This window comes from Enterobacter cloacae complex sp. P17RS, assembly GCF_014895885.1.
GTDB lineage: Bacteria > Pseudomonadota > Gammaproteobacteria > Enterobacterales > Enterobacteriaceae > Enterobacter > Enterobacter bugandensis.
The window spans coordinates 100,474-121,837 of record NZ_JADBQK010000005.1; the positions used below are offsets into that span (position 1 = coordinate 100,474).

23 protein-coding genes are annotated in these 21,364 nt (G+C 56.3%); 7 read left to right on the forward strand and 16 right to left on the reverse strand.

Annotated features, from left to right (window positions below; genetic code table 11):
- Positions 1 to 80: 80 nt before the first annotated feature.
- The gene (sbcD, locus tag IM265_RS05155) at positions 81 to 1,286 is read left to right on the forward strand and encodes an exonuclease subunit SbcD (protein WP_063155366.1); all 1,206 of its coding nucleotides are present in this window, start codon (positions 81 to 83) and stop codon (positions 1,284 to 1,286) included.
- Positions 1,283 to 4,414: an exonuclease subunit SbcC gene (sbcC, locus tag IM265_RS05160; RefSeq protein ID WP_193031429.1), complete on the forward strand. Its 3,132-nt coding sequence runs from the start codon at positions 1,283 to 1,285 to the stop codon at positions 4,412 to 4,414. The genes sbcD and sbcC overlap by 4 nt, the downstream gene beginning before the upstream one ends.
- An 80-nt stretch (positions 4,415 to 4,494) precedes the next feature.
- On the opposite strand, the gene mak is transcribed toward sbcC, so the two are convergent.
- The gene (gene mak / locus IM265_RS05165) at positions 4,495 to 5,400 is read right to left on the reverse strand and encodes a fructokinase (RefSeq protein WP_045259882.1); all 906 of its coding nucleotides are present in this window, start codon (positions 5,398 to 5,400) and stop codon (positions 4,495 to 4,497) included.
- A gap of 123 nt (positions 5,401 to 5,523) precedes the next feature.
- Here mak and rdgC point away from each other — a divergent pair, with 123 nt between their 5' ends.
- Positions 5,524 to 6,438 carry a recombination-associated protein RdgC gene (rdgC, locus tag IM265_RS05170; RefSeq protein WP_014882739.1) on the forward strand — a complete coding sequence of 305 codons (915 nt, stop codon included), beginning with the start codon at positions 5,524 to 5,526 and terminating at the stop codon, positions 6,436 to 6,438.
- A 46-nt stretch (positions 6,439 to 6,484) separates the two neighbouring features.
- Here rdgC and ppnP read toward each other — a convergent pair whose 3' ends face one another.
- The 5 genes from ppnP to IM265_RS05195 form a co-directional block, all read right to left on the reverse strand.
- The gene (ppnP, locus tag IM265_RS05175) at positions 6,485 to 6,772 is read right to left on the reverse strand and encodes a pyrimidine/purine nucleoside phosphorylase (RefSeq protein WP_008503270.1); all 288 of its coding nucleotides are present in this window, start codon (positions 6,770 to 6,772) and stop codon (positions 6,485 to 6,487) included.
- A gap of 71 nt (positions 6,773 to 6,843) precedes the next feature.
- Positions 6,844 to 7,521: an AroM family protein gene (locus IM265_RS05180; protein ID WP_028012129.1), complete on the reverse strand. Its 678-nt coding sequence runs from the start codon at positions 7,519 to 7,521 to the stop codon at positions 6,844 to 6,846.
- A gap of 237 nt (positions 7,522 to 7,758) precedes the next feature.
- Positions 7,759 to 7,950 carry a protein YaiA gene (gene yaiA / locus IM265_RS05185; protein ID WP_003859135.1) on the reverse strand — a complete coding sequence of 64 codons (192 nt, stop codon included), beginning with the start codon at positions 7,948 to 7,950 and terminating at the stop codon, positions 7,759 to 7,761.
- Between the two features lie 44 nt (positions 7,951 to 7,994).
- Entirely contained in the window at positions 7,995 to 8,519 is a 525-nt protein-coding gene (gene aroL / locus IM265_RS05190; RefSeq protein WP_028012127.1) for a shikimate kinase AroL, read from the reverse strand.
- A gap of 144 nt (positions 8,520 to 8,663) precedes the next feature.
- On the reverse strand, positions 8,664 to 9,122 hold the full coding sequence (locus IM265_RS05195) for a YaiI/YqxD family protein (protein ID WP_010428006.1): 459 nt from the start codon (positions 9,120 to 9,122) through the stop codon (positions 8,664 to 8,666).
- A 97-nt stretch (positions 9,123 to 9,219) separates the two neighbouring features.
- Between IM265_RS05195 and proC the strand changes: the two genes are divergently transcribed.
- Positions 9,220 to 10,029 carry a pyrroline-5-carboxylate reductase gene (proC, locus tag IM265_RS05200; RefSeq protein WP_041911103.1) on the forward strand — a complete coding sequence of 270 codons (810 nt, stop codon included), beginning with the start codon at positions 9,220 to 9,222 and terminating at the stop codon, positions 10,027 to 10,029.
- Between the two features lie 14 nt (positions 10,030 to 10,043).
- Here the strand turns inward: proC and adrA are convergent, their stop codons facing one another.
- From adrA to IM265_RS05225, 5 genes are all read right to left on the reverse strand, one after another.
- The gene (adrA, locus tag IM265_RS05205) at positions 10,044 to 11,147 is read right to left on the reverse strand and encodes a diguanylate cyclase AdrA (protein WP_126345131.1); all 1,104 of its coding nucleotides are present in this window, start codon (positions 11,145 to 11,147) and stop codon (positions 10,044 to 10,046) included.
- 102 nt (positions 11,148 to 11,249) lie between these two features.
- Positions 11,250 to 11,570, reverse strand: a complete 321-nt coding sequence (psiF, locus tag IM265_RS05210) for a phosphate starvation-inducible protein PsiF (protein WP_041911105.1) — start codon at positions 11,568 to 11,570, stop codon at positions 11,250 to 11,252.
- Between the two features lie 275 nt (positions 11,571 to 11,845).
- Complete coding sequence (gene iraP / locus IM265_RS05215; RefSeq protein ID WP_028012123.1) at positions 11,846 to 12,106, reverse strand: anti-adapter protein IraP; 261 nt, start codon at positions 12,104 to 12,106, stop codon at positions 11,846 to 11,848.
- Positions 12,107 to 12,316: 210 nt separating this feature from the next.
- Positions 12,317 to 13,531 carry a multidrug efflux MFS transporter gene (locus tag IM265_RS05220; protein ID WP_041911106.1) on the reverse strand — a complete coding sequence of 405 codons (1,215 nt, stop codon included), beginning with the start codon at positions 13,529 to 13,531 and terminating at the stop codon, positions 12,317 to 12,319.
- A 168-nt stretch (positions 13,532 to 13,699) separates the two neighbouring features.
- Positions 13,700 to 14,383 carry an extensin family protein gene (locus IM265_RS05225; RefSeq protein ID WP_193031431.1) on the reverse strand — a complete coding sequence of 228 codons (684 nt, stop codon included), beginning with the start codon at positions 14,381 to 14,383 and terminating at the stop codon, positions 13,700 to 13,702.
- Between the two features lie 103 nt (positions 14,384 to 14,486).
- On the opposite strand from IM265_RS05225, the gene ddlA reads away from it, so the two are divergent.
- Positions 14,487 to 15,587 (forward strand): D-alanine--D-alanine ligase, encoded by a 1,101-nt coding sequence (ddlA, locus tag IM265_RS05230; RefSeq protein ID WP_126345134.1) that lies wholly within the window; start codon positions 14,487 to 14,489, stop codon positions 15,585 to 15,587.
- Here ddlA and IM265_RS05235 read toward each other — a convergent pair.
- Complete coding sequence (locus tag IM265_RS05235; RefSeq protein WP_028012119.1) at positions 15,584 to 15,814, reverse strand: DUF2754 domain-containing protein; 231 nt, start codon at positions 15,812 to 15,814, stop codon at positions 15,584 to 15,586. The two genes, ddlA and IM265_RS05235, sit on opposite strands and share 4 nt — an antisense overlap.
- A 249-nt stretch (positions 15,815 to 16,063) precedes the next feature.
- Here IM265_RS05235 and IM265_RS05240 point away from each other — a divergent pair, with 249 nt between their 5' ends.
- Positions 16,064 to 16,363, forward strand: a complete 300-nt coding sequence (locus IM265_RS05240) for a DUF2755 family protein (RefSeq protein WP_014882725.1) — start codon at positions 16,064 to 16,066, stop codon at positions 16,361 to 16,363.
- Here the strand turns inward: IM265_RS05240 and IM265_RS05245 are convergent.
- The 3 genes from IM265_RS05245 to IM265_RS05255 form a co-directional block, all read right to left on the reverse strand.
- Entirely contained in the window at positions 16,360 to 17,457 is a 1,098-nt protein-coding gene (locus IM265_RS05245; protein ID WP_045259878.1) for a DUF1615 domain-containing protein, read from the reverse strand. The two genes, IM265_RS05240 and IM265_RS05245, sit on opposite strands and share 4 nt — an antisense overlap.
- A 14-nt stretch (positions 17,458 to 17,471) precedes the next feature.
- A complete protein-coding gene (sbmA, locus tag IM265_RS05250; RefSeq protein WP_028012117.1) occupies positions 17,472 to 18,692 on the reverse strand; it encodes a peptide antibiotic transporter SbmA in 1,221 nt (406 codons plus the stop codon).
- Between the two features lie 114 nt (positions 18,693 to 18,806).
- On the reverse strand, positions 18,807 to 19,340 hold the full coding sequence (locus IM265_RS05255; protein ID WP_041911110.1) for an isochorismatase family protein: 534 nt from the start codon (positions 19,338 to 19,340) through the stop codon (positions 18,807 to 18,809).
- A 204-nt stretch (positions 19,341 to 19,544) separates the two neighbouring features.
- Between IM265_RS05255 and ampH the strand changes: the two genes are divergently transcribed.
- Entirely contained in the window at positions 19,545 to 20,705 is a 1,161-nt protein-coding gene (gene ampH, locus IM265_RS05260; protein ID WP_193031433.1) for a D-alanyl-D-alanine-carboxypeptidase/endopeptidase AmpH, read from the forward strand.
- Between the two features lie 2 nt (positions 20,706 to 20,707).
- On the opposite strand, the gene IM265_RS05265 is transcribed toward ampH, so the two are convergent.
- Positions 20,708 to 21,334, reverse strand: a complete 627-nt coding sequence (locus IM265_RS05265; RefSeq protein WP_028012114.1) for a helix-turn-helix domain-containing protein — start codon at positions 21,332 to 21,334, stop codon at positions 20,708 to 20,710.
- Between the last annotated feature and the right edge of the window lie 30 nt (positions 21,335 to 21,364).

Here is a 21,364-nt window from a genome sequence, read left to right on the forward strand (position 1 = left end):
CTGTTGTTTTATTACAGCGGTTATTTTCCTTTCCCTGACAGTTTATAATCGCCCGCATCGTTTTTCGCCACGGATCTCCTATGCGCATACTTCACACCTCGGACTGGCATCTGGGTCAAAATTTTTACAGCAAAAGCCGTGCGGCTGAACATGAAGCGTTCCTGAACTGGCTTCTGGAAACGGCCCAGGCGCACGAGGTGGATGCCATTATTGTGGCGGGTGACATCTTTGATACCGGTTCGCCGCCGAGCTATGCGCGTGAACTGTATAACCGCTTCGTGGTGAACCTGCAGCAGACAGGCTGTCATCTGGTGATTGTCGCCGGTAACCATGACTCCGTCGCCACGCTCAATGAATCCCGCGACATCCTGGCGTTTCTCAATACCACCGTGGTCGCCAGCGCCGGGCACGCGCCGCAGATCCTGAAAAAACGCGACGGGTCGCCGGGCGCGGTACTGTGTCCGATTCCCTTTTTACGTCCGCGCGACATCGTGCAAAGCCAGGCGGGACTGTCGGGCGCGGAAAAGCAGCAGCATTTATTGCAGGCCATCACCGACTACTATCACCAGCAGCACGCGGAAGCCTGTGCCCTGCGCGGTGAACAGGCCATTCCGGTCATTGCCACCGGGCACCTCACCACCGTCGGGGCCAGCAAAAGTGACGCGGTCCGCGAGATCTATATCGGTACGCTGGACGCCTTTCCGGCGCAAAACTTCCCGCCCGCGGACTACATCGCGCTCGGGCACATTCACCGCGCCCAGGTCATCGGCGGCTGCGAGCATATCCGCTACTGTGGCTCCCCTATTTCGCTCAGCTTCGATGAAACCGGAAAAGCCAAATCCGTGCATCTGGTGAGCTTTGATGAGGGCAAACTCAGCGCCGTCGAGACGCTGGAAGTGCCGGTCACCCAGCCGCTGGCGGTGCTGAAGGGCGATCTGGCTGCCATCACCGCCCAGCTTGAGCAGTGGCGCGGCGCTGAGCTTAACCCGCCCGTCTGGCTGGATATTGAAATCACCACCGATGACTACCTGCACGATATGCAGCGGAAAATTCAGGCGCTGACCGAAGAGTTGCCGGTTGAGGTGCTGCTGGTGCGCCGCAGCCGCGAGCAGCGCGAGAAAATTCTGCTCGGCGCCCAGCGCGAAACGCTTAGCGAACTGCGCGTAGAAGAGGTGTTCGAGCGCCGACTGTCGCAGGAAGAGCTCGATGATGCGAAGCGCGTCAGGCTCAACGAGCTGTTCAGCCATACTCTGCACGCCCTCAATGACGAGGAAGAAAACGCATGAAAATTCTGAGCCTGCGCCTGAAAAATCTCAACTCCCTCAAGGGCGAGTGGAAAATTGACTTCACCGCGGAACCTTTTGCCAGCAACGGCCTGTTTGCCATCACTGGCGCAACCGGCGCGGGTAAAACCACCCTGCTCGATGCCATCTGCCTGGCGCTCTACCACGAAACCCCGCGCCTGAATAAGGTCTCTCAGGCGCAAAACGATCTGATGACGCGCGATACCGCCGAGTGCCTGGCGGAAGTGGAATTTGAGGTGAAAGGCGTTGCCTATCGCGCATTCTGGAGCCAGAACCGGGCGCGTAACCAGCCGGACGGTAACTTGCAGGCACCGCGCGTGGAGCTGGCCCGCTGCAAGGATGGCAAGATTCTGGCCGATAAGGTGTCGGATAAACTGGAGCAAACCGCGGCGCTCACCGGGCTGGACTACGGCCGTTTTACCCGCTCAATGCTGCTCTCGCAGGGGCAATTTGCCGCCTTCCTGAATGCCAAACCGGCCGACCGCGCAGAACTGCTGGAAGAACTCACCGGCACCGAAATCTACGGCCAGATTTCCGCGATGGTGTTTGAGAAACACAAAGCCGCCCGCAGCGTGCTGGAAAAATGCGAGGCGCAGGCGGCGGGCGTCGTGCTGCTCAGCGAAGAACAACAGCAGCAGTTGCAGCAAAGTTTGCAGGCACTTACTGACGAAGAGAAAACCCTGCTGGCCCAGCAGCAAAGCCAACAGAAAGATTTTCAGTGGCTTACGCGTCATGACGAGCTCGTGCGGGAGCAGCAGCGCGTTGCCGCCCTGCAGCAGCAGGCGCAACAGGCGCAGGCGAACGCGGCGCCGGAACTGGCAAAACTCCAGCTTGCCCAGCCCGCCGCCCAGCTTCGTCCGCTCTGGGAGCATCAGCAGGAGCAAACCGCACGTCTGACGCAAACCCAGCAGCGAATTAACGAAGTAAATACTCGCTTACAGACCAAAACCGCACTGCGCGCGCGGATCCGCAATACCGCCCTGCGTACCCATGAGCGGCTACAGGCCGAACTGACGGCGCTGGGACAGTGGCTGGCGGAGAATGAGCGTTATCGCCTGCTGGGCCAGGAAATTGCCGGCTGGCGCGCCCAGTTCTCACAGCTAAACCGTGACAAAAGTCAGCTCGTCGCGCTTGCTGCGCGGATGACTGAGCTACGTCAGAAGCTGGCTGAGATGCCGGAAAATACGCTGACGCTGACGGCGGATGAGGTCAGCGCGGCCATGGAGCAGCAGTCCCGGTCACGCACGCTGCGCCAGCAGCTGACGTCGCTGCATGCCCGCTATCAGCCGCTGCAAAAGCGCCTGAGCCAGAACGGTGAAAGCGTGCAGAAAGCCCTGGCGGAGCAGAGCAAGCTCAATGAAACCCTGGCGCTGCGCCGCCGGCAGTACAAAGAGAAACACCAGCACTATCTGGACCTGAAAGCCCTGTGCGAACGCGAAGCGACGATTAAAAATCTTGAAAGCTATCGCTCACGGCTTGAGGCAGGCAAACCCTGCCCGCTGTGCGGCTCCCACGAGCATCCTGCCGTGGAGACCTACCGGTCGCTTGAGCTGACGGATAACCAGCGTCGCCGTGATGCGCTCGAAAAAGAGGTCGCCGCGCTTAAAGAGGAAGGCCTGCTGGTGCTGGGACAGGTTAATGCCCTGGCTCAACAGATCCAGCGTGAGACAGACGAAGCGCAGGCCTTGTCTCAGGAAGAGCAAGCGCTCACTAAAGCATGGCTGGAGGCGTGCGCGTCTTTGAATATCGCATTGAATATTCAGGAGGATATCGCGCCATGGCTGAACGAGCAGGAACACTACGAGCGCCAGCTTTATCAGCTCAGCCAGCGTCTGACCCTGCAAAACCAGCTGAACGAGCAGGAAGCGCAGGAACGCCAGTATCAGCAGCAGCGCACCGCAACGCGCCAGGCGCTGGAACATACTCTTCTCGCGCTCTCGCTTAGCGTTCCCGAAGAGGGTAATGAAGCCGACTGGCTGCATGCCCGCGAAGCGGAATTTGCCCACTGGCAGGAGAAGCAAACGCAGCACGGCGTGCTTCAGGAACGCATGAGCGCGCTGAAGCCGCTGCTCGACACGCTTCCGGCAACACACGGCGAAGAGGCTGAGCCGGCCATTCCTGATGACTGGCGCGACATCCACAATGAATGCGTGTCGCTGCAAAGCCAGCTCGCCGCCCTGCAGCAGCAGGAGGCGCTGGAGCGCGAGCGCCTGCAGCAATCGCAGACGCAGTTCACCGCGGCGCTCTCCGCAAGCTGTTTTGCCGATCGGGACGCGTTCCTTGCCGCGCTGCTGGATGACGATGCTATTCGCTGCCTCGAACAGCTGAAACAGTCGCTGGAAAACCAGATACAGCAGGCCGCGGCCCTTTCCGGCCAGGCTAATCAGCAGCTGCAGGCGCACCTTGCGCTGCGCCCGGAAGAACTTGACGCGGATGCGTCTACCCTGCAAAGCCAGCTGCAGCAGCTGGCGCAATGGCTTCGTGAGAACACCACGCATCAGGGCGAGATCCGCCAGCAGCTTAAGCAGGACAGCGATAACCGCCAGCATCAGCAGGCGTTAATGCTGCAAATTGAAGAGGCCGCGCGCCAGGCCGACGACTGGGGCTATCTCAACGCGCTGATCGGCTCCAGCTCCGGCGACAAATTCCGCAAGTTCGCTCAGGGGCTGACGCTGGATAACCTGGTCTGGCTCGCAAACCAGCAGCTTAACCGCCTGCACGGCCGTTATCTCCTACAGCGTAAGGCCAGCGAGGCGCTGGAGCTGGAAGTGGTCGACACCTGGCAGGCCGATGCGGTGCGCGATACGCGCACGCTCTCCGGCGGCGAGAGCTTCCTGGTCAGCCTTGCGCTGGCGTTAGCGCTTTCTGACCTGGTCAGTCACAAAACGCGGATTGATTCCCTGTTCCTGGATGAGGGATTCGGCACGCTCGACAGTGAAACGCTGGATACCGCGCTGGATGCGCTCGACGCGCTGAACGCCACCGGGAAAACCATCGGGGTGATTAGCCACGTCGAGGCGATGAAAGAGCGCATTCCGGTGCAGATCAAGGTGAAGAAGATCAACGGACTGGGGTATAGCAGGCTGGACAGGGAGTTTGCGGTGGGGTGAGTGTTGGGTCGATTCGGTCTGGTGCCCTCTCCCTGGCCCTCTAAACATTAAAAACGGCAACGCAAGTTGCCGTTTTGCGTTTACTCCGGCCATAACCACGCCGCGCCGCGCACGCCACTGGAATCGCCGTGGACGGCTTTGCGGATCGGGGTTTCGCACTCGCCGCCGAAGACCCACTGTTTCACCAGATTTGGTACCGTGGCGTACAGCCGGTCAACGTTGCTCATGCCACCGCCGAGCACAATCACGTCCGGATCGAGAATGTTCACTACGTGCGCCAGCGATTTCGCCAGACGCATTTCGTAGCGGCTGAGCGCCAGTTCGGCCACCGGATCCTGTTCTTCCACCAAACGCATAATCTCGTTCCCCTTGAGCGGCTGGCCGCTCAGGCGGTGGTAGTCGGTTGCAAAACCGGTGCCGGAGATAAACGTCTCGATACAGCCCTGCTTGCCGCAGTAGCACGGCACCTCGGCGCGGTATTTAAGCTCGTCTTCATCCATCCACGGCAGCGGGTTGTGCCCCCACTCACCCGCCGTGCCGTTGCCGCCGATATGTGAACGTCCGCCAAAGGCCACGCCCGCGCCGCAGCCGGTACCGATAATCACCGCAAACACGGTCTGCGCTCCTGCGGCTGCACCATCAACGGCCTCAGAGACCGCCAGGCAGTTAGCGTCATTCGCCAGACGCACTTCCCGGTTCAGACGCTGGCTCAAATCTTTATCAAACGGCTGACCGTTGAGCCAGGTGGAGTTGGCATTTTTCACCACACCCGTATAAGGCGAAATGGAGCCGGGGATCCCCATCCCGACCGTGCCCCTCTCGCCCGTCGCCTGCTCGGCCATATCAACCAGCCGGGCAATCGTCTCGATCGTCTGGTGATAATCATCGCGCGGCGTCGGCAGACGGTGGCGGAACAGCTGTTCCCCCTGCTCGCTTAATGCGATGACTTCTGTTTTGGTGCCGCCCAAATCAATCCCAATACGCACAAGACTCTCCTCATTATTTTGATTATCAACAGAGTAGAAGCACGCTTCCCGATTAGCAATGCAAGCGATGCGACAATTCGTTATCATGCCCGCTGATTTAACGACAAGGCCGTGGAAATTATCATGCTGTGGTTCAAAAATTTGATGGTTTACCGTCTCAGCCGCGACGTTTCGCTGCGCGCAGAAGAGATGGAAAAACAGTTAGCCGCTTATAGCTTTTCCCCTTGCGGTAGCCAGGATATGGCGAAAACCGGTTGGGTTCCGCCAATGGGTTCACAAAGCGATGCACTGACCCACGCCAGCAGCACGGGTCAAATCATCGTCTGCGCCCGCAAAGAAGAGAAAATTCTGCCCACGCCGGTGGTTAAGCAGGCGCTTGAAGCAAAAATTTTCAAGCTGGAAGCCGAGCAGGGCCGCAAGCTGAAGAAAACCGAAAAAGACTCGCTGAAAGATGAAGTGCTGCACTCTCTGCTGCCGCGCGCCTTCAGCCGCTTCAGCCAGACGATGATGTGGATCGATACCGTTAACGGGCTGATCATGGTGGACTGCGCCAGCGCCAAAAAAGCGGAAGATACGCTGGCCCTGCTGCGTAAAAGCATCGGCTCTTTACCGGTCGTACCGCTGGCGCTGGAAACGCCGATTGAGCTGACCCTGACCGAGTGGGTCCGCAGCGGTACCGCGGCGCAAGGTTTCCAGATTCTGGACGAAGCCGAGCTGAAAGCCCTGCTGGAAGATGGCGGCGTGATCCGCGCGAAAAAGCAGGATCTGGTGAGCGACGAGATCGCCGTACACATTGAAGCGGGCAAAGTGGTCACCAAACTGGCGCTCGACTGGCAGCAGCGCATTCAGTTCGTGATGTGCGACGACGGTTCCGTGAAGCGTCTGAAGTTCTGCGACGAGCTGCGCGATCAAAACGAAGATATCGACCGGGAAGATTACGCCCAGCGCTTTGACGCGGACTTTATCCTGATGACCGGCGAACTGGCCGCGTTAATTCAGAATCTGGTGGAAGGTCTCGGCGGCGAAGCGCAGAGATAATTTCCCCTCACCCTGATCCTCTCCCCTAAGGGGAGAGGAAAGACGATTATTTCAGGTAGCGGCACAGATAAGAGGTCGGTTCAGCGACCTGCAAATGAAATTCGCTGTGGCCAGGGACGTTGAAAACTTGCCCGGCAGCGTAAACTTTCCATTCCGTTTCACCCGGCAGTAAGACGTTCAGCGCGCCGCTGACCACCGTCATCTCTTCCGCTTCCGCCGTGCCAAAGGTGTATTCCCCTTCAGCCATAACGCCCACACTGGCGCGGCCAGTGCTGCTGCTGGTAAAACCGATGGATTTCACTTTACCGGAAAAGTATTCGTTACTTTGAAGCATGAACTGGCCCTTATATTAAGAGATAAAAATTCACTATAGGGGCCATGCTCATCACCTGTCACGCAAAATCATTACGTCAGAAGTTCTGAGGCCAGGCGAGCCATCAGAACGTTGGATAACAGCACCGGCACGTCCAGCGCCTTTTGCAGTAAATCCCGGTGATGCTGGTGAAAACCAAGACAGTCCAGAATCAATACATCCGCCCCTCTCTCCAGCAGCTCCTTCCCGGCAGCAATGAGTTTAGCCTCGCTGTCCCAGAAGGGGTTTGCCAGCGCATACAGGGGCGTTTTTTCGAGCACGTGCCACTTTGCTTCCTGGTTGTCCATAAGCTCCTCGATGGGCACAATGACCCCCACCTGATGCCCGTCAACAATGGAGGCTACCAGCGGAGGAATAATGCGCATCGGCTCAAGCAAAATCGCATTGCGCGCGATGAGCCCCTTAATGGGGGCGGTGCTCATCAGCAAAATAACGTCATATTGCTGATTATCGAGTACTTCTATTACTGCCTGCAGCGAACGCTCAATTTTCTGCCGAGAAACATGCGCCAGTTTACCGTCGCTTAATAACGTCGCCAGGGGATCCTCCCCCGCCTCTACAGCGTAGTCTTCCATGACCTCTTCCCGGCTCATCTTACCCAGCAGGCTGAGATGCGTGATCTGTTGTTCAGATACATGCTCGGTTAAGAGCGGTAACACTTCGCTTACAGGGACCACACCAATGGTGAGGATCGCCAACGTTGCCTTCATCTTCTTCGCCTTCCATCACTACAAAAACGTATACACAGGTACAGGCTCTCTACGCTGTACAGTTCGTTTTTTCAACAAAACAGCACCAAGCGTAGCAGGCGATCTCTGCCCTGAAATGTAAAGATCGCCTGCCGATAACGGAGCTACCTGTAATAACTAAATATTAACTCCTGCTTAACATTTGCGATGAGTAAAAAGTGTGATTCAGGCACGGTATTGGAGCGTTTAGGAAAACATTCACGACTTTTCGGGATCTTCGTAGCGCCGTTTGGCATCCAGCGCTTCCTGTTCAGTCTCATGTTCACTGATCAGCGAGTCCGGTTTGGGGTGATCGGCACGCAGCTGATACCAGGTGACGGTCTGGTCGCCATTGCCTTTTTCAACGGTAACAATACGTGCTTCGCGCGGATAGGGAGGTCTGGTTGGCATAGCTCATCCTTTTTTTATGTCTGAGCTATCAGTATAGACGGCGGTTAGCTGGCACACGCCAGACGCAGGGCGGTAATAATCTGAATTACCACATCTTCCGGGGCCGCAGAGGCATCCACAACATGGTGTGCCGCTTCACGGTAGAGGGCATCACGCTCGGCCAGCACTTCGCTCACCTCTTCGCTGAGCGGTCGTGACGTCAGCGCCGGGCGTTGTCCCTCTTCAGGAAATGCTTCAAGTCGCCCTACCAGGGCCGCCACCGGCGCGCAGAGATAGATCACAATGCCTTTTTCGCGCATAAAGTGACGATTACATTCGGCCAGAACAATACCGCCTCCCGTCGCAATGACGGCTGACGGCGTGGTGACCGCTTTCAGCGCGGCCGTTTCGCGGGCGCGAAAGCTTTCCCATCCCTCTTGCTCCACGATGTCTGCGATGGTTTTGCCGGCCTCGGTCTGCAGCCAGTGGTCGGTATCAACAAACTGACGATGACATGCGCGTGCCAGTTCCACGCCAACGGTGGTTTTCCCACAGCCGCGGGGGCCAACTAAAAAGATGGGTTGGGTCATAGCCAGGTGTTCCCCTTGATGCCGAATGGCTGAAGAGTGTAAAGAAATAATTGCAGAAGATGTGTCGAATACTTTACTGCAAAGCGGTACGGGATGACAACCCTGTGGAGGCCACACTGTACCACATATTGACAATAATTATCATTACGCCGTACGGCGCTTCACTTCCAGCAGCCATTTATCCAATTCGGCAGCAAACTGCTGGCGATCGCGCTGGGACAGGCTGTCCGGTCCACCGGTCTGCACGCCGCTGGCCCGCATCGTATCCATAAAATCACGCATAGTGAGTTTTTCCCGGATGGTTGAAGGCGAATAACGCTCGCCGCGCGGATTGAGCGCCGCCGCCCCTTTCTCCAGCACTTCCGCCGCCAGCGGAATATCGGCGGTGATGACCAGATCTTCCGCGCTGCACAGACGAACAATTTCATTATCCGCCACGTCGAACCCGGCCGGCACGCGGAGGGAGCGGATGAACCGCGAAGGCGGGACGCGAATATTCTGGTTCGCCACCAGCGTCAGCGGCATCTGAACGCGCTCGGCGGCGCGGAATAAAATCTCTTTAATCACATTCGGACACGCGTCCGCATCAACCCAAATCGCCATGTTGTCTCCCCATAATGACTCTGCCGACTATTGTCGCCTGCATTTCGTTGTTAAGCTATCAATCAGAGAAAACAACGCATAATGACGGAGAATCATGATGGACAAGAAAATCGGGTTTATCGGCTGCGGTAACATGGGCAAAGCCATCCTGGGCGGCCTGATCGCCAGCGGGCAGGTTCTGCCGGGTCAGATTTGGGTTTATACCCCGTCACCGGATAACGTCGCCGCGTTGCGCGATCAATACGGGATCAACGCCGCCGAAAGCGCGCAGGAGGTGGCCCAGGTTGCCGATATCGTCTTTGGTGCCGTTAAGCCGAACATCATGATCAAAGTGTTAAGCGACATCACCTCCAGCCTGAATAAAGAGACGCTGGTCGTGTCGATTGCCGCAGGCGTGACGCTCGATCAGCTGGCGCGCGCGCTGGGCCACGATCGTAAAATCGTCCGCGCGATGCCGAATACCCCCTCACTGGTCAACGCCGGTATGACCTCCGTCACCCCTAACGCGCTGGTGACTTCAGAAGAGGTGGCGGACGTGCTAAACATTTTCCGCTGCTTCGGCGAGGCGGAAGTGATTGCAGAATCCATGATCCATCCGGTGGTCGGCGTGAGCGGTTCAGCCCCCGCGTACGTTTTCATGTTTTTAGAAGCGATGGCGGATGCCGCCGTGCTTGGCGGTATGCCGCGCGCGCAGGCGTATAAATTCGCCGCGCAGGCAGTGATGGGCTCCGCCAAAATGGTGCTGGAGACCGGTAAACACCCGGGTGAACTGAAGGATATGGTCTGCTCCCCGGCCGGTACCACCATCGAAGCGGTGCGGGTGCTGGAAGAACGCGGGTTCCGTTCTGCGGTTATCGAAGCGATGGCAAAATGCATGGAAAAGTCAGAGAAGCTGAGTAAATCCTGATGTCTGGCCGGGCGTCAGGCGGCCACTTCGGTGCGGCCGCGCCCGGCATTTTTCGCCTTATACAGCGCCACATCTGCCGCCTTCAACCATTCCCGATAGTGTACAAACTGCGGCCCCCAGGGGGCCACGCCCACGCTGATGCGCAGAGGCTCCTTCGGTGCGCAGGGTAACGACAGCGTTTCCAGCCGCGCGTGAACCCGCGACATGACGGCGATGGCGCTTTCAGCGGCCGTCTGGGACATAATCACCGCGAACTCATCCCCGCCAAACCGGCCTATCGCATCGCCTGACCGTACCGACATCTGAAGCTGGCGGGTAATGGCCACGATGGCCTTGTCGCCTGCGTCGTGCCCCCAGGTATCGTTGATGTTTTTAAAGTGGTCGATATCAATCAGCAATATCGTGGCGGTGCAGTGGCTCCGGCGACAGTGCTCAAATTCATTGCGCAGCAGCATTTCCCAATGTCGGCGGTTAAAGACCCCGGTCATACCGTCACGGGTGCTCATCATTTCCAGCCGCCGCTTATGTTCCGCCAGCCTGACGGCCGTTCGATGGCTAAGCCAGGCAAACAGCATGGGATAAAGCATAAGGACAGGAAGCGTTAAGCCCCACTCCAGCGCCCCCGGATTAAAGGGCTGCGCTCTGCCAGCAAGCGGTAACGTAAGCAGCGCAGTAAGCAGGGTGAGCACGATCCCCGCGATAAAAAGGCGGCAGCCGCCAGAGCCCATCATGTTCATCCCCACCATCATCACCAGCGCCGCAGTGGGTAATACATACATCCCCATCACGCCGATCCAGACCCCGGCGATAACGGCATCCATCTTGAGGTTAAAAATTTCCTGCTGATGAGGTGAAGCGGCGCGGCAGGATAACTGCCAGGCAAAGTGCGGCCAGATGAATGCCCACCCCACCAGCAACAACCACCAGCCGCCGGGTAAAAAATGGCTGACCAGAATTTCCGCCACCGGGACAAACATCGCCGCCAGCCCGACAACGCGCGCCAGCCGGGCTCGCCTGGCAAACTGGGTGCCGGTACGGTGAGGGTCATCCTGAGAAAGGGTTAAACTCCACTCTTCCCGAATGCGCTTTTTGTAGTAATAAATGTCATCATTCATCATTTTTGGGAATATTCTGAAACATTTTCCCAAATTATAGAGAGGGGGACTGCGGGGAAAGTATGAAATTTCGGGTGAGCCGCCGGAGCCGCTCACCCGTTAGAACTACACTTTTTTCTTCAGGCAGGCACTCATGAACTTGCTGCGATCGTCGCCCTTGAGGGACTGTTCGGTTGCTTTCGCATTACACTCGCGCATTTTTTGCTGCTGCGGCGTCAGGCTTTTTTCGCCGGGTTTCGCGGCGCCGTTTTTCAGGCAGTCGCTCATGTAGGTTTTACGTGCATCCCCCTTCAGACTCTGGGACGTCGCCTGTTGATTACAGGTGGTCATGCGTTGCTGTTGCGGCGTTAATGTTTTTTCTTCCGCGTTCGCCGAGGAGATCAGGAACAGGCCGGAGAGCAGAGTAACCAGTAATGTTGTTTTCATTGCACCATCCTTTTGTGAACATTCCCTGTAAGTCTGGTTCGTGACAGGAAAAAAACCACCCGGCAGATGTGATTTCGGCCGGGAATTTATCATTTCAGTTCCAGCACGCAGGAATTGACGGTATTGGCCTAAATGGCCGGGGTAATTAACAGGGAATGTAACGCGCTAAAAAGCGCGCTCTGTTTCAATTTATTTTCTTCATGTACAAATACAAAAATAAAACAGAGCGACTCCAGGCATCCTGCATGACAATCCTATGACATGTCAGTAACGGCTTAACTGCGCGGATGCCTCAACAGCTTCTTTACGTATTGCTGCAGCAACTCGGCATCCTCTGGCGGAACCTGCGTATCGGGCCGCGCCTTATCCAGCGCTCCTTCAATGCTTTCAATTAACGCCTGCTGATCCGATGTTGCCATCTGCCGCAGCAGCGCGGTGACAACTATTTCCAGCGCTTCGACCTGGGCGACCAGCTCTTTCGACTCCTCTTCCTTTTGTGCAAGCTTAACCAGCAACTCAGCAATGAGATTTTTCATCGTGCTATTTCCTTATGGGATTTCCTCTGAAATTAACACCAGGAATGAAATATGCAAAGCGGAGAAAAGTATTATCTTATGCAAAAGTGACATTGCCGCCAAATTAGCGCAGCGATCTTTTCAGCGAAACGTTTTTCTATAAAAAAACGCCGCATTTTGTTATATAAAAATGCGGCTACCATAAGAATATATAATACATCTGCAAAAAGGTTATTTCGCTGATTTCGCTTCCGCTATTTGTCTGCGGCGACGCAGGGCAATAGCCAGCTGGATAATATTGATTAAAACGACAATCGCCGTCGCGGCAAATACCCAGCGAAAACCCGCCATTGCAGAAACGGACGCACCAATAAGCGGACCGGCGACGTTGCCTAAATACATAAACGACTGGTTATAGCCAAAAATACGTCCCGTGACCTGATCGCTGGAATATTTGACCAGCAATGTCTGTACGGCGGGCAACATAGCGCCATCCGCAAAGCCGAGTAAAAACCGCAGCACGCCCAGCTGAAGCGGAGAGGTAACAAACGACATGGCGAAAAAGAGCACCACCGCAAAAATCAGCGTCGCCATCAGGATGCGCGCCGTGCCGATCCTGTCGCCCAGTTTTCCCAGACGCGGGGCAGAGATCAGCGCGGAGACGCCCGGCACGGCGGCAATCATGCCGCTGAGAAAGGCGATATTGTTGCTGTCCGGCTCCATCGACTTGATAAACAGCGCCAGAATCGGGCCGACCGAACCGTTGCAGAGCTGGATCACCATGGTGGTGACAAACAGGCTAATTACGAGTCCCGGGTATGGCAGCGAGGCGAAGACGGCCTTACCGCTCAGGCGCTCAGATTTACTGATAACGGGGCGGCCCCCCTCTTTGATAAGAAAGAGCGTAACCAGAAAGCTGATCACCAGCAGGATTGCGGTGATGATGAATACCGCGCGCAGACCGACATGGTCAGCCAGAAAGCCTCCCAGCAGCGGGCCGCCGATAACGCCGCTGATCTGGGCGGTGGAGAGCGTACTCAGCGCCCAGCCGCTGCGCTCGCGCGGCACTTGAGAGGCAACCAGCGCCATGGCGTTGGGAATATACCCGGACGTCAGCCCCATCACCGCCCGCAGGAAAAACAGCTGCCAGACGTTGGTGGCGAAGGCCTGGAGCAGAATAGCAATCGCCATCCCGAGGGAGGCGCGCAGCAGCATCAGCTTGCGCCCTTTCCGATCCGCCAGGCTGCCCCACATCGGTGACACAATGGCGGAGACCAGAAACGTGACGCTGAACGTCAGCCCGGACCACATGGACAGCGCTTCGTGGGAGCTGACCCCCAGCTGTGACACGTACAGCGGCAGGAACGGCAGGATCTGGCTGATGGCAAGCCCGGTGAAGAAGCAGCCGAACCAGACCGAGATGAGATTAACTTTCCAGGATTCCATACAGAAATAGTCTTCATTTTTAGGCGAATTCGCCGTCAGATTAGCAAGTTACGCGTCTTAACGTCGCACCAGAGATGCGGCCTCGCTGACTTTGGTGTTTTATCTTCCCAGTCATCATATTTGTGAAATAAGTCACAATTCATCCATTTTCTGGCGGAAGATTATGCTTCAGCGGCAGAGACCAAAGCCGCGCATTCCCAGATGAAAATGGCTGGCGTGCGCCGCGTTATATTCCGGCCCAAGACCGTTTCCGTAGTAACCGCAGCTTGCCGCCAGCAGAGCCTTCAGCCAGGGCTGCGTTCTTGCCGATTTCCAGCCGTTAAGTACCGTAACGCGCTCTCCGTTCGCCAGCCGAAAAGCGGCGATATCCAGCGCCTCTGCCGTGGCATGCTCGCTGCGCCGCGCATCGGGCCGGTGGTAGATATTGCGGCAGGCAAAGCTGCCGAGGTGCTCAATGCGCGTCAGTTCACTGCCGGTAAAGCGTTTAGTCAGGGGCCGGGCCTGCTGGCTGACAAACAGGGCTGAGCTGAGCGCCAGCGGACAGCTGGCAAGAAAACTGCCGTTCAGGCTCACCGGGCCAAAGTCACGCACGCGCACGACGTTGTTCAGCGGGCATTCCCCGCCGCTGTCAGCGACCGCCTGCGTGCGGATCAGTTTTTTTTGATTAGCCTGCGCTAACAGGCTCGCGCAAGCTTCGGGCGTTAAGTGCCGCAGCTTATACTGGGTAATGCGGCCAGGTGGGTCGTCCAGGTTCAGCGGCGTGAAAGGGTTGTAGTAAGACGGCAGCCAGCGATAGCCCGCCATTGCGATTGCCCCAAGGATGAAAATGGTCAGCAGCGTTTTTCCTTTCACTCTCCCCCCTCACTGTTCCCCAAAACATTATGGCAGAAGGCCGCGAAACCCGCAGGGCATCGTGGTATGTTATTGGCTTTTCGTCAGACTGGAAGAGAGTGAGATGGCAAAGCAGCGCGTAGGTATTGTCTTTGGGGGAAAATCAGCGGAGCACGAGGTGTCATTGCAATCGGCTAAAAATATCGTCGATGCGATCGATAAAAGCCGTTTCGACGTGGTGCTGTTGGGCATTGATAAACAGGGCCAGTGGCATGTTAACGATGCCAGCCAGTATCTGCTGAATGCCCACGATCCGGCACACATCGCCCTTAATCCTTCGGAAATTAGCGTCGCCACCGTACCCGGCGTCGTGAAGGGTCAGCTCATCGACGCCGGCAACGCGCAGGCTCTCGCCCAGATCGACGTAGTCTTCCCCATCGTGCACGGCACCCTCGGCGAAGACGGTTCCCTGCAGGGAATGTTACGCATGGCCAACCTGCCGTTCGTGGGCTCGGACGTGCTGGGCTCCGCCGCCTGCATGGACAAAGACGTCACCAAACGCCTGCTGCGCGATGCCGGGCTGAATATCGCGCCGTTCGTGACGCTCACCCGCGCCAACCGCGACAAGCACAGCTTCGCGCAAATTAGCGCTGAACTGGGTCTGCCGCTGTTTGTGAAGCCAGCCAACCAGGGCTCCTCCGTGGGCGTAAGCAAAGTCACCACCGAAACAGAGTTCACGCAAGCCGTCCGTCTGGCGTTTGAGTTCGACCATAAAGTGGTGGTTGAGCAGGGGATCAAAGGCCGCGAAATTGAGTGCGCGGTGCTGGGCAACGATTTCCCACAGGCCAGCACCTGCGGTGAAGTGGTCTTAAACAGCGACTTCTACTCGTACGACACCAAATACATTGATGATAAAGGCGCCCAGGTTGTTGTTCCTGCGGAAATCGATCCGGCCATCAACGATAAGATCCGGGCGATCGCCATTCAGGCCTATCAGACGCTCGGCTGCAGCGGCATGGCGCGCGTGGACGTGTTCCTGACGCCGGAGAACGAGGTGGTGATCAATGAAATCAACACGCTGCCGGGTTTCACCAATATCAGCATGTATCCAAAACTGTGGCAGGCCAGCGGGCTTGGCTACTCTGAGCTGATCACCCGCCTGATCGAGCTGGCGCTGGAGCGTCATGCCGCCGACAGCGCCCTGAAAAGTTCCGTTAACGGCTAATCGGCACCCTTAGCCGTCTCCTCCGCTGTCGTCTCTTCCGGACGGCGGCGGATTATCAGCCCTGCCAGCCAGAAACTGATTACCCAGGTCACCAGGCCCACGGCATAGGTTTGCCAGCCTTTCGCTTCAAATCCCAACAGCCCCACGACGCCGTTAAGAATAAAGATCAGCCCGATAGCAAAGGCGTAGTAGTGCCAGTCACGGCGAAGTTTGGACGTGAGCTTCATAACAACTCCGGCAGGAAAAAAAGACATCCTCTCACAGTTTCACCGCCAGGTCTGTGGCAGATGCGGAAATTCTGAAATGCGGTGCAGTTTCATTTAAGTTAACAAATTGTGACATGCTGCAGAAATCAAAAATCCAGGAGAAATCCTGAGCGAAAATTACCACGATTCTGATATTGACAAATGCGATGACCTGTCAAACTCACCCCGTAAGACGCGTATTAAAACAGAGTGATATTTCGGGAGGTCAACATGGCTGACTTTACATTGTCGAAACCGATTTTTGGCGGCAAACCAAAAACCTCCACGGCGGGTAATATCGCGTATGCCCTGTTTGTCCTGTTCTGCTTCTGGGCTGGCTCCCAGCTGCTTAATATGCTGGTGCACGCGCCGGGCGTTTATGAACACCTGATGCAGGTGCAGGATAACGGACGCCCGCGGGTTGAAATCGGGTTTGGCGTGAGCACGCTGTTTGGCCTCGTTCCCTTCCTCGCGGGGTGTATGATTTTAGGCGTTGTCGCGCTCGTCCTGCGCTTTCGTCGTCGCCATTAAAGCCCCATACAGCGAGCCCGGCGATCGTCCACGCGTTTTGCGAACCATGCGGTGGTCAGGTTACGCGTGATCTTCGGGCTTTCCAGCTGAATCCCCGGCAGAATTGCCCTCGGCAACGTTTTCCCACTCTTCTTATCGGCAAGCGCAAACACTTTCTTGTAGAGATCCGTTTTCTCAAATGCCAGGCTGTCGCCTTTCTCAAGCTGACGGCGAATGTCGCTGTTGCTCATATCAAGCGTTGTCGATAATTTCCGGATCGCCCGCTCGGTGCTTCCCGCCTCGCTGCTGCCGTAGGCGATAAGATCGCCGTCCAGCGCCAGCTTGACGCCACTTGCGCGGCTAACCGCGCTCTGAAACGCCGCGTTACGGCTGGCATACCAGCCCGCGTTAAAGTCTGCAAAGCGGTACAAGGGCTCGCTGTAGTTCGCCGGATAGTTCAGCAGATGATACGTGCCGAACCACAGCCCGCCGCGCAGGGAGAAGACCTCCTGACGCACCGTACCGTCAATTTCCCACGGGTAGCCGTCGGTATGCTTCTCGGCAAACGCAATGCTCACCTGCATCGGGCCGCCGGTGTGAACCGGGTTCAGTGAGCCAAACAGTTTCTGCCCCATCGGCACCATGTTAATGAAATCATCAAAGATGGCGCTAAGCTGTTTTTCGGTTTTCACCGTGTCCAGCCGCTCGCTGTAGCTTTTGCCGTTTGGCGAGGTGATTTTCAGCGCGGTATGCACGAGGAATACCGGGATATGCATCGATTCCGCGCGGCGGTCGATCTCTTTCCAGGCAATTTTGTTGAGACCCGGCACCACCGGGTCTGACTGGTACATCGACTCCTGCTGCGCCACCGCCAGCACCGAGCAGATATTCTCCTCGGTTGGGGCAATCTTCTGGCTTTCAAAGGTTTTTGCCAGCGCATCCGCCCACGCATTGCGATCCTTCACGCTGGCGGGCATTTTTTGCCGCACAACGCTTGCGACATCCACGGGCTTCTCGCCCTTTTTAAGCGGAGCAGCCCCTTTTTCGGCACAGCCCGCCAGAACGAGGGCAGCCAGCAAGGACAGCGGTAACGCACGCGGTACGGCAAAAGACATAGCAACTCCCTGTATTAGCTAAATGTGTTGGTGACTTCCTGCAGGTCCCGATCGTCCAGCTCATGTTCAAAGCTGCGCAGACGTTTGTAGATGGACATCAGCTCCACCAGCGTGGTCCAGGAGTTGATCAGATACTGGAACGAGTTTCTGACCTGATCGAACACGTTGGTAATCTGGGTCAGTAAGCCCAGCGTGATTGTTCCCGCAACAATAGACGGGAACAACAGGAATAGTCCAAAAACAGTATCGACCTGCAGATAGAAAATACGGGCAATATTGAAATACATGTAGTGGAAATAGAGCCGGAAATAGTTGAAACGGACGTTGCGGAACAGCTCTTTTATCGTCGGGGGCGCAGCGCGCGTTGGGTCGTCCTCTCCGTAGACCAGCTCCTTACGATAGGCCGCTTCCACACGCTGATTCTTAAACTCTAAGCCCGGCAGCTTAATCCCGACGACGGCAAGCAGGCCTGTGCCCATAAGCGACCAAATCAGCGCCGGGATGAGCAGGCCGTACGGTAAATGTCCGACAATCGGCAATGCTGAAATATGGGGAGAAAGCGCGACCAGAATCGGTAAGAACGCAAACAGTTTCAGGATGGCATTAAGCAGGCTGACGCCCATATCCTCAAGCGTTGACGCAAAACGCATGGTGTCTTCCTGAACACGCTGAGCAGCACCTTCAATATGGCGCAGACGCTCCCAGTGGGTCATGTAGAATTCGTTCATCGCCGTACGCCAGCGGAAGACGTAATGGCTGACGAAGAAATTATTCAGCACCGCCACGGTGACAGCGATCATCGCAATGCCCATAAAAATTTTTAACTGATTATAAAGCTCGCCAATTGGCACCCTGTTAGGGGCGCTAAGCGCTTTCTGGATGAGATCGTAGAACGGGGCATACCACGCGTTAATGGCTACGCTCACTTCGACCAGAAACCAGGTGACAAAAATAATCAGCGACGTTCCGAGAATGGACCATGTCTGCCAGCGATGAGGGGAATAATTAAACCAGAAAAGCGCAAACAGCCCGACGCAAAGCGCGTAATAGGCATAAAACAGCAGATAGCTGAACGACCAGAATCGCGCCGCGCTAATCGGCACCTCGCCTGTCGCCCCCACGATGCGTGTCAGCCATGCACCGCCGCCCGCCAGCCAGAACACGACTGCGATCAGTGCCCAAATAAATGCCGACAGGAAAAAAGGCCCCGGCTTTGGGAAAAAAGACTTAAACATGATACTTCCTTCTTGTTGTTATGGTTGTTGCTGTGCTCAACACATTACCACACGAATACCTTGCCCGAGCCGGACCCCGGCTCGGGCAAAAAGGTCAGACCCGTGGGTTGATTATTAGTTCGCTTTCCAGTTTTCGAGAATTGTTTCGGTGCGTTTCACCGCGACAGGGTTCGCTGGCGCAATGAAGTTTCGCCAGACGTCGTTGTGGTGGTGAATCAAGATCTGTGCTTCGGCAGCCGGGCGGTTGGCGGTGGTGTGGGCATCTTCCGCCACGGTAATGTGGTAACCCCGGCTGACGCCATTCTTGACCGTGGCGTCAACGCAGTAATCGGTGGCGCAGCCGCAGATGACAAACTCGCGAATGCCCTGCTCGCGTAACAGCGCCTCAAGCCCGGTGTTATAGAAGGCATCGCAGGCGGTTTTGGTCACGTACAGCGCGCCAGCAGGTTGATGGAGTTCAGGCAGCAACGCAAACCCGTCACTTCCCTCTTCCAGCCCCCCGGCCTCGGCATGCTGAATAAAAATCACCGTGTCGGCAGCCTGCGTAAGCTGGTTGATCAGAGAGACACACGTCTCGCGCTGATGACGCGGGGTTTCAAACACCCCGTTCTGCATATCAACCACCATTACCACACGCTTTTCAGACATACCGTTCTCCGCAAGATTGAGTAACACTGGTGCCTATCATAAGCCCGATGTCACAAAATGGGAGAGCGCTCGCAGGGAAATTCTTCATATTTACCCATGGTTACGTTTTTCTCGCTATGGTTATGCTATTCGGGGCATTGCACGGTGCCGATTAGTAGTATAAATACCCATTACTTTCCTCATTCACTTCATGGATGCTTTTCGTTGAAACGTTGTCTGCTCTCTTTTGCCGCGCTGTGTGCGGTGAGCTTCTCCACCGCCCAGGCAGCCCAGCCGCTGACGGCGCCCGTTTTGGCTTCCGATATTGCCGATCGCTACGCGAACCTTATCTATTACGGCAGCGGCGCGACCGGGATGGCAATGGCGGTCATCGACGGCAACCAGCGCGTTTTCCGCAGCTTTGGTGAAACGCGTCCAGGTAATAACGTTCGTCCGCAGCTGGATTCCGTTGTGCGCGTCGCGTCCTTAACCAAGCTGATGACCAGCGAAATGCTGGTGAAGTTGCTCGACCAGGGCGTGGTAAAGCTCGACGATCCGCTCAGCAAATACGCCCCGCCGGGTGCCCGCGTGCCGACGTATCAGGGCACGCCAATTCGCCTGGTGAACCTCGCGACGCACACCAGCGCTCTGCCGCGCGAGCAGCCGGGCGGCGCGGCGCACCGCGACGTTTTTGTCTGGCCAACGCGCCAACAGCGCTGGAACTATCTGAGCACCGCCACGCTGAAATCCGCCCCGGGCTCGCAGGCCTCTTACTCGAACCTGGCGTTCGATCTGCTGGCGGATGCGCTTTCAACGGCGGCGGGCAAACCTTACCCGCAGCTGTTTGAAGAGCAGATCACGCGTCCGCTGGGCATGAAAGACACCACCTTTACCCCTTCCCCGGACCAGTGCAAACGCCTGATGGTGGCAGAGAAAGGCGCAAGCCCCTGTAACAACACGCTGGCAGCCGTGGGCAGCGGCGGGGTCTATTCCACCCCTGGCGACATGATGCGCTGGATGCAGCAGTTCCTTTCTTCGGATTTTTACTCCCGCAGCAGCCAGGCCGATCGTATGCAGACTCTTATCTATCAGCGTACTCAGCTGCATCGCGTCATCGGGATGGACGTGCCGGGTAAAGCCGATGCGCTCGGCCTGGGCTGGGTCTATATGGCACCGAAAAATGGTCGTCCGGGCATCATTCAGAAAACCGGCGGCGGCGGCGGATTCATTACCTACATGGCAATGATTCCGCAGTCCAACGTGGGCGCGTTTGTGGTAGTCACCCGTTCTCCGAACACGCGCTTCGTTAATATGAGTGACGGCATCAATAACCTGGTGGCCGAACTGAGCGCCAATAAAGCCCAGGTGCTTACTGCGTCTAACTGATCTTAATATTCCGTGGGCAAGCGGTTGATGCTGACCAGCTTGCCCCGGCTCATATTGATGTAGTTCCCCTGACGCAGCGCAGCCAGGACTTCTGCAACGACCGAACGTGAAATACGTGTGCTACGCTGAATATGATTCATAACGCCAATTTTTGAGCGCAGCGAGTCATCCCACTCGGCCATATTGATCAACATCGCCCGGATCTGACTATAAGAGTTATTTCCCACCAGCTGCAGGTCACGCTTGCCCAGAATATGGTTAATCCATGACACCCAGCAGAAAGCATCCTGCCAGAGATGATTTTGCTGAATAAGTTGACGCGTGGCAGAGACCGGTAAATAAAATCCAGAACAGGTTGTGTGTGTCATCATGGAATATTCCAGATAACTATCATTTATCCATGCATTCAAACCATAGATAAAAGGTGCCTGCGCAATGCCCATCAGAAGTTCATCAGATTTACGATGGATAGCGGTAAGACCAGACTGTATTACAAAAGTAAATGGCTCATCATCATTATTGCCGGTTGTTATTAATTGCTGTGGTTCGATCTTAAAGGGGGTACCGGCGACTTCCAGACATTTTGCGAGCCGGCTTAATTCAGAAAGTGGTTTCGCATTAACGTTCATGCATACCTCAAAGCATCTGTATCTGTCGGT